General features: G+C 36.5%; 12 protein-coding genes and 1 other annotated feature. Of the genes, 1 reads left to right on the plus strand and 11 read right to left on the minus strand.

Translation table 11 applies throughout. From position 1 onward, the window contains the following. Position 1 precedes the first annotated feature (1 nt). From IEV35_RS20080 to IEV35_RS04840, 9 genes are all read right to left on the minus strand, one after another. The gene (locus IEV35_RS20080) at positions 2-1135 is read right to left on the minus strand and encodes an ArsR/SmtB family transcription factor (protein ID WP_229740654.1); all 1134 of its coding nucleotides are present in this window, start codon (positions 1133-1135) and stop codon (positions 2-4) included. A 171-nt stretch (positions 1136-1306) separates the two neighbouring features. Beyond that, on the minus strand, positions 1307-1528 hold the full coding sequence (locus IEV35_RS04805; RefSeq protein ID WP_188383572.1) for a hypothetical protein: 222 nt from the start codon (positions 1526-1528) through the stop codon (positions 1307-1309). 299 nt (positions 1529-1827) lie between these two features. Next, on the minus strand, positions 1828-3288 hold the full coding sequence (gene lysS / locus IEV35_RS04810; protein WP_188383573.1) for a lysine--tRNA ligase: 1461 nt from the start codon (positions 3286-3288) through the stop codon (positions 1828-1830). Between the two features lie 90 nt (positions 3289-3378). After that, positions 3379-3642: a binding site (T-box leader), on the minus strand. 135 nt (positions 3643-3777) lie between these two features. Then, on the minus strand, positions 3778-4260 hold the full coding sequence (locus tag IEV35_RS04815) for an immunoglobulin-like domain-containing protein (protein ID WP_188383574.1): 483 nt from the start codon (positions 4258-4260) through the stop codon (positions 3778-3780). 19 nt (positions 4261-4279) lie between these two features. After that, on the minus strand, positions 4280-4696 hold the full coding sequence (locus IEV35_RS04820) for a putative periplasmic lipoprotein (protein WP_188383575.1): 417 nt from the start codon (positions 4694-4696) through the stop codon (positions 4280-4282). 131 nt (positions 4697-4827) lie between these two features. Further along, a complete protein-coding gene (locus IEV35_RS04825; protein ID WP_188383576.1) occupies positions 4828-5946 on the minus strand; it encodes a M20/M25/M40 family metallo-hydrolase in 1119 nt (372 codons plus the stop codon). Positions 5947-5963: 17 nt separating this feature from the next. Then, positions 5964-7517, minus strand: coding sequence for an acyl-CoA carboxylase subunit beta (locus IEV35_RS04830; protein ID WP_188383577.1), 1554 nt, complete (start codon positions 7515-7517; stop codon positions 5964-5966). Then, positions 7517-8335, minus strand: a complete 819-nt coding sequence (gene mce / locus IEV35_RS04835) for a methylmalonyl-CoA epimerase (protein WP_188383578.1) — start codon at positions 8333-8335, stop codon at positions 7517-7519. The genes IEV35_RS04830 and mce overlap by 1 nt, the downstream gene beginning before the upstream one ends. Positions 8336-8361: 26 nt before the next feature. After that, complete coding sequence (locus IEV35_RS04840; protein ID WP_188383579.1) at positions 8362-10011, minus strand: acyl-CoA mutase large subunit family protein; 1650 nt, start codon at positions 10009-10011, stop codon at positions 8362-8364. Between the two features lie 165 nt (positions 10012-10176). Between IEV35_RS04840 and prli42 the strand changes: the two genes are divergently transcribed. Beyond that, a complete protein-coding gene (gene prli42 / locus IEV35_RS04845; RefSeq protein ID WP_188383580.1) occupies positions 10177-10320 on the plus strand; it encodes a stressosome-associated protein Prli42 in 144 nt (47 codons plus the stop codon). Between the two features lie 139 nt (positions 10321-10459). Here the strand turns inward: prli42 and IEV35_RS04850 are convergent, their stop codons facing one another. Together IEV35_RS04850 and IEV35_RS04855 are read right to left on the minus strand one after the other, a co-directional pair. Beyond that, positions 10460-10891: a BrxA/BrxB family bacilliredoxin gene (locus tag IEV35_RS04850; protein WP_188383581.1), complete on the minus strand. Its 432-nt coding sequence runs from the start codon at positions 10889-10891 to the stop codon at positions 10460-10462. 85 nt (positions 10892-10976) lie between these two features. Then, a complete protein-coding gene (locus IEV35_RS04855; RefSeq protein ID WP_188383582.1) occupies positions 10977-12254 on the minus strand; it encodes a dihydrolipoamide acetyltransferase family protein in 1278 nt (425 codons plus the stop codon). Positions 12255-12258: the final 4 nt, after the last annotated feature.

The following is a 12258-nucleotide window of genomic DNA, read 5'->3' on the forward strand; positions in this document are numbered from 1 at the left end:
CTTATTTCAACATATCTTCTAATACTTGCATCACTCTTCTAATTTCCGCTTGATTCATCGAATAGTATTTTGTATTTCCAACTTGACGAATCAAAACAAGATTTGCTTGGTGTAGTTGATTTAAATGACGTGAAACGGTGCTTTGCTTCAAACCCAATTCAGTAATGATTTGTTGGGCATACATTTCTTTTTGTTTAGCTAGCAAACTAATAATTTGTAGCCTTGTTGCATCCCCTAATCCTTCAAATGTAGTAAACACATCTTCATTTTGAATTACCGTTTGATCCTCATAATGCTCATCTACGGACGGTTCAAACATAAGAAACATTTGATTTTCAAACTGAAAATACGTCATCAACCTGCCCATATTTGGAACAGGAATGAACGTTATAAGATGTGCTCTATTAATCTTCTCGATGTCATTTGTATCCGGATATAAACCAGTAATGGCATAGATACCTTCTACATTTGTTCCATAAGATTTATGTAATAGAGAAGTAGTTTTAGATTGCCATCCGTCTAGCTTATTCTTCTGGAGCTGCCAAATATCTTTAAAACCCGCTTCCCAAAATTCGTGAATTAAATTTAATATCCTTTCTTTCACTTCTCCGATATCATCATAAAAAGGCAACACTTCTTCTACATTTTCAATCGACCAACTGAGCAAAACTGCTTTGAGAGCTTTTCGTCGGTTCGATACATTCCTTAAATGTTCATTTGTAAGGGTAACTTCTTGCAACGTCTTTTCTACGGATTCAATTTTTGGTATGTACTGATTGTAATAATGGATAGCCTCTTGTATTCCATAGATCATCAAATCTACTACTTCCTCTTCCTGTAGAGCTTCCCACCATCCAATAAAGCCCTCGCAATCTTGATTAATATCATTCACATTACTAATATAAAAGTCACGTAAAATAACTCCATGTGCAAACACCGTACGCAAAATGTGAAGATTTTCTTTAACTTCCTTAGGCAATAAATCTGATAGATATTGAATGGACTCAATTTGGTTGGCGGAACTATTTAAGAAGTAATCAACTAATTGAATGTTAGTCAAAAGGCTTATCCCTAATGATTGTTCTATGACTAATTTTGATTGTGGATATGTATTTATGAGTAGATTTCTTTCCATAACATCACTCCCTTATCCCAATATTCAATATTCAAATATTAATTACTATTATTTTAATAAATCCATTACAAGAAATCAATAACACTTTAAAATATTCTGCCTTTTTTATTCATAAAAATAAAAACGAACCAGCATCATTTTACATGACTGGTTCGCCTTTACACTGGATAGCTAAAGAAATTCACTTCTCTTTCTCATTTTCACACTAAAAAACTTACGTCTATACTGTCTTATCGTAAAAAATTTAGAAAGCAAATAGTGAATGACAGCAATTGATAGTAATAGATCGATATATACAACTTTCGTTCCACCGACTGTCGAAACAACCGTTACGAAAAAAGTATACGAAATTAACAGTAAAGCAAGGATATAATACCTTCCTTTTAGTTCCATTTCATACCTCCTAATTTTATATTTCTGCTTCAATTTGAAAGTACAATTCTTTCAAACCAAATCTATTACATTCAAGGTATTTTAACAATAGACCGTTATACCTATTTATATTAACTTTTTTCATTACAATTTGTTATTCCATGTTTAATGCTATTCATCCAGTTTAAAACTCTTCTACTAACGAAGAACTAACGATATCTCATTGTTCAATTCTCTACACATCATGAATATATTTTTATCAGGAAATTCTTCAGTCATCGCTTCACCTCCAATAGTACAATCTATTTTGTATTGTAGTTTTATAATTTCCTAGTCAATGGAAACAACACACAATCTTTAATTGTCTCGCTATCAGTAAGGACCATCAACAATCGTTCAATCCCAAATCCAAATCCTGATATTGGTGGCATTCCGTACTCCATGGCAAGTAAATAATCTTCATCCATTTCCATTGCTTCTTCATCCCCATTACTCTTAAGCATAGCTTGAGCTACTAACCTACTTCGTTGTTCGGTTGGATCTACTAATTCCGAATAAGCATTAATTACTTCAGCACCATTAATGACTAATTGGAATCGGTCCGTTATACTCGGATTCATATCATTTGCACGGGCTAGTGGTGAAAGGTCAATCGGATGATTGATTAAAAATGTTGGCTTCATCATATAAGGACGACTTACTTTTTTATAAAGAATATCAATGAAATTTCCTCGTCCTAAAGATTCTATATCTGCATGTTCCAATTCGATACCATTTCGTTTTGTTTCCTCCCGTAATGCTTCTACAGTAGGATAAAGGTCAATGTCTATTCCAGTATCCCTAAAAATTAAATCCCTAAAAGAGATGACCTCCCATTCTTCAGAAAAGTCTACTGTATGTCCTGCAATAGAAATCGTTGTTGTATGAAATACTTCATTTAACACATGTATTATCATGTCTCGCATTAGTTTCATCGTATCTTCATAATTCCAATAAGCAGCATATCCTTCTACCATCGTAAATTCTTGTAAATGTTGTGGGCTAATTCCTTCGTTTCTAAAACATTTCGCAAACTCAAATACTTTTGTAAATCCACCAACAATTAAACGTTTTAAATACGTTTCTGGTGCTATACGTAAATTCAACTCCGTATCTAAAGCACGGTGATGGGTTTGAAAAGGCTTAGCAATCGCGCCGGAAGACGTATGCTGCAACACTGGCGTTTCTACTTCTAGGAATTGATGATCTTCAAAAAATCTACGTAGAGCGCTTATCATCTGAATTCGTGCTAACATCCGTCTCTGTGTTTCTTCAGTCATCAATAAATCCAAATAACGTTGTCTATACCTTGTTTCCACATTGGTTAATCCATGCCATTTTTCTGGAAGGGACCGAAGTGCTTTTCCCAAAAGCTGCAAACGTTCTATTCGAAGCGTTTTTTCATTCGTCTTTGTCGAATACATTCGCCCTTCAACACCGATAAAATCCCCTATATCGATATAATCTTGAAACTGACGATATAATTCTTCCTCAATCTCATCCATTTTTAATAACAGTTGTAATCTTCCTGCTATATCAGAAATCGTTATAAATGTTAACTTCTTAAATCGACGTATTCCCATTATTCTTCCTGCTACTCGAACATGATTAACCCCATCATCGAGTTTAGCCGCTTCTTGTAGCTCATAATTTGTATTAAACTGGTCTGGATATACGGGGACACCTTGTTGTATTAATGACATTAGCTTTTCATTTCTTACTTCATTGATTCCATTACTCATTTATGACTCCTCCATCCTAGAATTAATTTACAAAAATCACCGATTACGAATTTTGGAAAACAAAAAAACTCTCACCCCAAGATTATTCATCTTGAGGACGAGAGTTTTAACTTTCGTGGTACCACCTCAGTTTATTGGTATGTCACCATACCAATCTCTTCAGGTACGACAATACATAATTGTTTATACCCTATCTCTATAACGGGAGATCCCGTCGCAGTATCACTAAGCAATCCTTAGATCCGTGCGAAGCTCCGAGTCTTTTTTCATTAAGATCATTATTACTCCATCCCACCAACCGGAGCTCTCTGTTCAATAATGCATCAAAACTACTCTTCTCTTCATAGCCTGTGTATCGTGTTCAATATTTCTGTATATTATAGAATGTTGCGATTAATTATGTCAAGCACCTTTTTAAATATCACTATATTATTAAGAGAAAAAAGATGACCAGTTTGGCCACGTCATGTAGATTAATATTTAAAATAGCTACTCTATAACAAATTCCGCTGTCAAAAAGTATTGGTCATAATCTCCAGGCTCTCTAGAATCGATTATATCTTTCACGATTCGAAATTCTCCTTTTTCAAGACTTCCATACAACCATTCCCAATCAACTGGCCATTCTTGTACTTCATCTTTATATAATTCAAATCCAATATCATTAAACCCATAATTACCATCTACAACGTCAGGAACTTTATACCATTTCCCATCAACTTTCTTCTCTAATGAAAAGTCTTCTCCATACACACAACGCTTATCCGTTGTATTCTCTAAGATAACTATCAATCCAGTGGAAGTAACAGTTCCTTCTTTTACCTCCATAGATACACCATCAAGATTATCAACAACTTCATAAGTGCTCAATTCTAATTCTTTATTTGATGCACCTTGATTAGCACTTCCACAAGCCGTAATGAGAACCACTCCTACCGATAACATGATAAATAAAAAAATATATTGCTTCAAATCATCACTCCTCTCTTCACTAAAAATCGATTTCACTACCACTTACTGTCCTCAAAATCTCTTTCAGCTTATCCGCTTCTGTCGTTATTAATCCACCATAGCCTTCTTTATCATTGGAACTAATGAAATTGGCCGTACCACCTTGATTAAACCAAATCTTATACTCTAATTCTTCGCCATTAGCATCTTCAAATGTAAGAATCATAGTAATATCCTCATACCTAGCCATCTCCGGATCAATATGCGGATCCCAAATTATTTCCTCTAATATATTTTTTATGGACTCCAATGTTTCTATATCCGTAATAGAAATAAGCTTACTGTAATTTCTATCCTCATCTGCCGTATGGACATCTATTTGAACTAAATTTTTATATGAACCACTACAACCAATTAGAACTAAAACCATGAACACAAACAATACAATTTTCTTCATTGCATCTCTCCTCATCCCTCACCTTACTATATAGACGTATGATTCAAAGACTTTGTTTCACGTTCCAAAAAACAAAAAAGCTACTAAATTTGTACAATTTAGTAGCCCTCTTATAGTATTTTGTTATAAATTTACTTCGCAACTTCCTGAATTATGGCCGTTACAAGTTCTGTTACTTTGACAAGTTCTTCAACTGGAATACGTTCATTCGTAGTATGAATTTCTTCGTAACCAACAGCAAGGTTTACGGTAGGAATGCCGAAGCCAGCAATAACGTTAGCATCACTTCCGCCACCACTTTTCAGTAGTTTACTTTCTCTACCGATAGAAGTTGCAGCACGTCGTGCCACTTCCACAACCTGATCTCCTGCACCTTGTTTAAATCCAGGGTACATCACTTTAATATCGACAATCGCTTCCCCGCCCATTTCTTTTGCGGTAGATTCATATGCTTCTTTCATTTTCGCAACTTGTGCTTCCATCTTCTCAGGAACAAGTGAACGAGCTTCCGCTAAAATTTCAACATGGTCTACAACAATATTCGTTTGTTTTCCACCTTCAAAACGACCAATGTTTGCTGTAGTCTCTTCATCAATACGACCAAGAGGCATTTTTGCAATTGCTTTAGCTGCAATGGTAATCGCAGAAACGCCTTTTTCTGGTGCAACTCCAGCATGAGCTGTTTTACCTTTAATAATTGTATTGATTTTTGCTTGAGTTGGAGCTGCAACAATAATATCGCCAACATCACCATTACTATCTAATGCATAACCAAATTTCGCATGGATCATCGATGGGTCTAGTGCTTTTGCTCCAACTAAACCAGATTCTTCCCCTACCGTAATGACAAATTGAACATCGCCGTGTTCGATATTATTCTCTTTTAAGGTACGAATTGCTTCTAGCATTGCTGCAAGTCCTGCTTTGTCATCGGAACCAAGAATCGTTGTACCATCGGAAACGATATACCCATCTTTAATCGATGGTTTTATTCCTTTACCAGGAACTACTGTATCCATATGAGAAGTAAAGTAGATTGGCTCTACCCCTTCTTTTGTTCCTTTTAATGTACAAATTAAATTATTAGCACCATGTCCCGTAATTTCTTTAGCATTATCTTCTACTACTTCTAGTCCTAAATCAGTAAATTTTTTCTTCAATACTTCTGCAATTTCTGCTTCATAACCTGTCTCTGAATCAACTTGGACAAGTTCCATAAATTCTGTTACGACTCTGTCTTGATTAACCACTAATTTTACCTCCTATGTTACAGTGGAATATTCCCATGCTTTTTCTTAGGTCGTTCCTCCTGTTTGTTTGCAAGCATTTCTAATCCTTGGATAAGCTTCATTCTTGTTTCTCGCGGATCAATTACGTCATCAACCATACCAAGCTTTGCAGCAATATATGGATTCGCAAACTTTTCTCGATATGTATCAATTTTTTCTTGACGCGTTTTCTCTGGGTCTTCACTTGCTGCAATTTCTTTAGCATATATGATGTTGGCAGCACCTTCTGGACCCATAACAGCAATTTCCGCATTTGGCCATGCATATACAAGATCTGCTCCAATTGCTTTACTATTTAATGCCACATATGCACCACCATAAGCTTTTCTAACAATAACTGTTAGTTTTGGAACAGTTGCTTCTGAATAGGCGTAAAGAATTTTAGCTCCATGACGTATGATACCACCATGTTCTTGTTTTATGCCAGGAAAGAACCCTGTGACATCTTCAAAAGTAATAATCGGTATATTAAAGCAATCACAAAAGCGGATAAATCGAGCAGCTTTATCACTTGAATCAATATCAAGTCCACCTGCAAGATGCTTTGGTTGATTACAAACTAATCCAACTGATTGTCCGTTAATTCTAGCAAACCCAACAACAATATTTTTAGCAAAATCTTGATGTATTTCGTAAAAACTATCCTCGTCTACTACTTCATTGATTACTTTTTTCATGTCGTAAGGACGAGTCGAATCAAATGGAACAATATCAACTAAATCAGGTCGATATCCACTTAATTCATCATCCTGGAAATCAGCAAGATCTGGTTTCTCTTGATTATTATTTGGTATGTATGATAGTAGCTTCTTGACATGGTCTAATGCTGCAGCTTCATCTTCCGCTTTAAAATGAGCATTTCCCGTTTTACTATTATGAACATCTGCTCCACCAAGTTCTTCTGAAGAAATTCTTTCCCCAGTAACCGTCTCAATTACTTTCGGTCCGGTAATAAACATTTGTGATGTTTTCTCTACCATTATAACAAAATCAGTAATGGCTGGAGAGTAAACGGCACCACCAGCACTCGGCCCCATAATGACAGATATTTGCGGTATATAACCGGAATAAATCGAATTTCGGTAAAAAACATGTCCATAACCATCTAAAGAGGAGACACCTTCCTGAATACGTGCACCACCAGAGTCATTGAGCCCAATAAATGGGACACCGTTTTTTGCGGCTAGATCCATGACGGAAGCAATTTTCTTCCCATGCATTTCTCCGAGAGCTCCACCATAAAGGGTAAAATCTTGGGCAAATAAATAAACAGGACGTCCATTTATTTTTCCATACCCAGTGACAACACCATCACCAGCCCCACTCGATCCATTCATTTCAAAATCGGTTCCGCGACTTTCTATAAAAGCATTTAGTTCAACGAAAGTTCCTTCATCAAGTAAGTAGTCAATTCGTTCTCTTGCTGTCCACTTTCCCTTGGCATGCTGTTTTTCAATACGCTCGTCTCCACCACCAAGTTCAGCCATACGTCGTTTATCATAGAGTTCGTTTATTTTGTCAAACATATCCATCATGTTTCTTCTCCCCCAGCTTCTTGGCAAAGTTCGAATAATACCCCATGTGTTGACTTTGGATGCATAAATGCGATTTGAGCTTGATGTGCCCCTAACTTCGGTTCCTCATTTATTAGTTGGATTCCATCTTTCGATAAAGCTCGTAGTCTCGCTTCAATATCATCTATTGCCAGGGCAATATGATGGATTCCTTCCCCTTTTTTCTGTAAGAAAGTATGGATTGGAGAAGTTTCATTCGTCGGCTCTAATAATTCAAAGCGACTTTCCCCAATTTTCAAGAAGGCCACTTTTACATGCTCCGATTCGACTTCTTCTATTCCTTCGAGTTGTAGTCCTAACTGTTTTGTATAAAATGGCAGTACTTTTTCAATCGAATGTACAGCAATTCCGATATGAGATATCTTTTTAATTGGTTCTATTTGATTTGGTTGAATAAGTTCTTGAATATAATTAGCTAATTCATCAATTGAAGAGCCACTTGTAAAGATTTTCTTAATTCCTTGCTCTAATAGAAAAGGAATATCTTCACTCGGTATGACGCCCCCACCAATTACCGGGATATCCGCAGCGTTATTGGCTTTTAATTCTTCTACTACTTTTGGGAATAATGTTCGATGTGCCCCAGATAATGATGATAGACCAACTACATCAACATCTTCCTGAATAGCAGCTTTGGCAATTTGTGCTGGGGATTGCCTTAACCCTGTATAAATAACTTCCATTCCATGGTCTCTTAATCCTTGTGAAATAACAAGTGCCCCACGATCATGTCCATCTAAGCCTGGTTTTGCTATTAATACCCTTATTTTCGCCATGTGATGTTCTCCTTCCCCTTTTGCAATTAGATGCTTCCATATTCTCCAAATTGATCACGAAGAACGTGACAAATCTCCCCCACAGAAGCATATGCTTTTACTGCATTGACAATATAAGGCATGAGGTTTTCATCTTCTTGTTTTGCTGCCCATTCTAGTTGTTTTAAGACACTTTCGACTAATTCATTATCTCGCTCATTTCTCGTTGCTTGTAAAGAAGCTTTTTGTTCTCTTTCTAATGCCTCATCAACCTTTAATAGTTCTGGGTTTACTTCTTCATCAATTTTATATTTATTTAACCCAACAATGATTTCTTCTTCTTTTTCAATCCGTTTTTGTGTTTCATATGCTGTACGGTGAATTTCTCGTTGCATATAGCCTTCTTCGATTGCCGCTACCGCTCCGCCTAATTCTTTGATTTGTTTTAAGTAAGCTTCAATTTCAGCCTCAACTTGGTCTGTTAATGCCTCTACAAAGTATGAGCCACCTAATGGATCTACTGTATCGGCTACACCGCTTTCATTTGCAATTATTTGCTGCGTACGTAAGGCAATTCTTGCAGATTCCTCTGTTGGTAAAGCAAGTGCCTCATCTCTTGAATTCGTATGTAAACTTTGGGTTCCCCCTAGCACAGCAGCTAATGCTTGCATTGTTACTCGTACAATATTATTATCTGGCTGTTGTGCAGTAAGTGTGGAGCCACCTGTTTGGGTATGGAAGCGTAATTTCCAACTTTTCGGATTTTTTGCTTGATAATGTTCCCTCATGATTTTCGCCCAAACACGTCTCGCCGCTCGAAACTTCGCAATTTCCTCAAAGAAATTATTATGAGCGTTGAAGAAGAATGCTAGTCTCGGTGCAAAGTCATCTACATCCAAACCAGATGCAATTGCTGCATCCACATAAGCCATACCATTTGCAATCGTAAAGGCTGCTTCTTGAACTGCAGTTGAACCAGCTTCACGGATATGATAACCTGATATACTAATTGTGTTGAACTTCGGTAAGTACTCCTTACAGTATGCAAAAATATCTGTAATCAGGCGCATGGATGGTTTAGGTGGAAAAATATATGTTCCACGAGCAATATATTCCTTTAAAATGTCATTCTGAATAGTCCCAGTTAATTTCTCTTTTGGTACACCTTGTTTTTCTCCAACAGCAATATACATGGCAAGTAGGATGGAAGCTGGTGCATTAATCGTCATCGATGTACTAACTTTATCGAGTGGAATTTGATCTAATAATGCTTCCATATCATGTAATGTATCAATCGCTACACCAACTTTTCCAACTTCTCCTTCAGCCATCGGATCATCTGAGTCATATCCAATCTGTGTTGGTAAATCGAAAGCAACGGAAAGTCCTGTTTGCCCCTGTTCCAGTAAATAGCGGAACCGCTTATTCGTTTCTTTCGCAGAACCAAATCCGGCATATTGGCGCATCGTCCAATATTTGCTCCGATACATGGTTGGTTGAATTCCCCTTGTGTACGGGTATTCCCCTGGAAATCCTAGTTTTTCGTGATATGTATCATCATTCTCCGGATAATATAGGCGCTCAACCTCAATGTCAGACGATGTTTGGAACGATTGCTTACGCTCTGGAAAGCGCTTAACTATTTGTTCGACGGAATCCTTCCATTTCTGTTCAATCCCCTTATTTTCTGTTGTCATACTTGCTCCCCCATTCTTTCAGATGAATCGTAAATTCAATAAAAAAAGGCTAATTTTAGGAAAATTTTTTCGAAAATATTACTTTCCTACTATTTTTCACTTGTCCTATTCCCATTTTAACGTTAAAATTAATAAAGCACATGGGATTTAAGGGAGGACTTAAAAATGTCTGCAAAAAATACTAACAACGTTGCTCCAAGAAGAAAATCAAAACGTGAGCGACGCATGAAAATAGCTATTTACATTATGATTTTTGCAATGGTAATCTCTACGATTACGATGGGCCTAGCTTATTTTATCGGATTGTAAACTAAAGGATAAGACTGATTATGTATTTACATATTTCAGTCTTTTTTTATTTTCTCTCTTTTTCAACAAATTCGCAAGTTATTTCTAACCATAAGAAATAAGGCTGGCCTATACAAAGGTCAGCCTTATAGTCATTCACTTATAATTCTTCACAATGCTTCTCGAATACTTCTTGAAGCTTGCCCATTACTTCCATTGCACTATGACCTTCAATTTCATGACGCTCTAGCATCGTAACAATTTTCCCATCTTTTAAAAATGCAAAAGATGGAGATGAAGGAGGATATCCTTCAAAGTATGTACGAGCTTTCTCTGTAGCTTCACGATCTTGACCAGCAAAAACTGTAACTAGATGGTCTGGGCGTTTATCGTAATGGATAGCGTTTGCTGCTGCAGGACGAGCCACTCCACCTGCACAACCACATGTAGAGTTAATCATAACTAATGTAGTACCTTCACGTGTTAATGCAGCATCGACTTCATCAGGAGTTTTTAATTCTTCATATCCTGCTTCTGTAATATCTTTTCTTGCAGCATCAACTATATCATTCATAAATAGATTAAAATCCATATTTGCCACCCCTTATGTTAAGTTATTGTTACCTAACACCTAGGTTATCAATTTTAGTTGTAAAATTCAAACCTAATAGCTTGGTTTAATACACTTGTATTGTATTTTCATTCATATTTTCTAACGTTTCCTTCACATATGCGAGGAACTGACCACAAACTAATCCGTCTAAGATTCGGTGATCTAGTGATAAGCATAGATTTACCATATCGCGTGCAGCGAACATATCGTTAATAATTATTGGTCGTTTTACAATTGATTCCACTTGTAATATTGCAGCTTGAGGATGGTTAATAACTCCCATCGATTGTACAGAACCAAATGAACCAGTGTTATTCACAGTAAATGTTCCACCTTGCATATCTTCAGGTGACAATTTATTGGAACGTGCTTTTTGGGCTAGTTCATTAATTTCTCGCGCAATGCCTTTAATACTTTTTTCGTCTGCATGTTTAATGACTGGAACAAATAATTCCTGGTCTTTGGCTACTGCAATTGATAAATTAATATCTTTACGCTGAATTATTTTATCCCCGGCCCATGTGCTATTTAATTGTGGGAATTTCTTCAGACCTTGCGCAACCGCTTTGACGAAGAAAGCAAAATACGTTAAATTATACCCTTCATTTTGCTTAAATTCATTTTTAATACTATTACGGAATTTTACTAAATCAGTTACATCTACTTCAACAGTCATCCAAGCATGTGGAATTTCTGTTTTTGAACGAACCATATTTTGAGCGATAACTTTACGAACTCCTGTAACCGGAATCTCAATATCGCCAGCCTGTGATGTAGGTTGTGGTGCAGCTGGAACTGTTTTCGTTACAGACGTTTTTGCAGTTTCTTGCTCTACTGGAGCAACGACAGACTCAACTGATTCACTTGATTTTGTTGGTAATTGACCAGATTGGATGATTTTTTCGATATCTTTACGAGTAATCCTTCCACCTCGTCCTGTACCTGTTACTAATTCTAAATCAATATTATTTTCTTGAGCCAATCTTAATACAGCAGGTGAATAACGCTTTTTCATCGATTGGTCCGAACTTTCATTTGAAACTTCTTCTGGTGCAGCTGTATTCTCTTGTGCTACTTCTTTTGTATCAGCAGTGCCGCTTGATTCTGTTTCGATATAACAAATGAGTTCACCAACTGCAACAGTTTCGCCTTCTGCTGTAACAATCTCCTTAATTGTACCAGTGAATGAAGATGGAACTTCAGCATTTACTTTATCTGTCATTACTTCTGCAATCGGATCATATTTATTAACTTTATCTCCAACCTGAACTAGCCAAGTATTGATTGTACCTTCCGTTACACTCTCCCCTAGTTGAGGCATTAATATTTTTTCAAGAGCCATCAAA

Origin of the sequence: Ornithinibacillus halotolerans, assembly GCF_014637405.1 — a bacterium.
GTDB lineage: Bacteria > Bacillota > Bacilli > Bacillales > Amphibacillaceae > Ornithinibacillus > Ornithinibacillus halotolerans.

Bases quoted from the DNA above. Each gene is read 5' to 3' on its own strand.
- IEV35_RS20080 (WP_229740654.1), bottom strand. From the start codon at position 1,135: ATGGAAAGAAATCTACTCATAAATACATATCCACAATCAAAATTAGTC.
- IEV35_RS04820 (WP_188383575.1), bottom strand. From the start codon at position 4,696: ATGAAGAAAATTGTATTGTTTGTGTTCATGGTTTTAGTTCTAATTGGT.
- IEV35_RS04830 (WP_188383577.1), bottom strand. From the start codon at position 7,517: ATGGATATGTTTGACAAAATAAACGAACTCTATGATAAACGACGTATG.
- mce (WP_188383578.1), bottom strand. From the start codon at position 8,335: ATGGCGAAAATAAGGGTATTAATAGCAAAACCAGGCTTAGATGGACAT.
- IEV35_RS04840 (WP_188383579.1), bottom strand. From the start codon at position 10,011: ATGACAACAGAAAATAAGGGGATTGAACAGAAATGGAAGGATTCCGTC.
- IEV35_RS04850 (WP_188383581.1), bottom strand. From the start codon at position 10,891: ATGGATTTTAATCTATTTATGAATGATATAGTTGATGCTGCAAGAAAA.
- IEV35_RS04805 (WP_188383572.1), bottom strand. From the start codon at position 1,528: ATGGAACTAAAAGGAAGGTATTATATCCTTGCTTTACTGTTAATTTCG.
- lysS (WP_188383573.1), bottom strand. From the start codon at position 3,288: ATGAGTAATGGAATCAATGAAGTAAGAAATGAAAAGCTAATGTCATTA.
- prli42 (WP_188383580.1), top strand. From the start codon at position 10,177: ATGTCTGCAAAAAATACTAACAACGTTGCTCCAAGAAGAAAATCAAAA.
- IEV35_RS04855 (WP_188383582.1), bottom strand. From the start codon at position 12,254: ATGGCTCTTGAAAAAATATTAATGCCTCAACTAGGGGAGAGTGTAACG.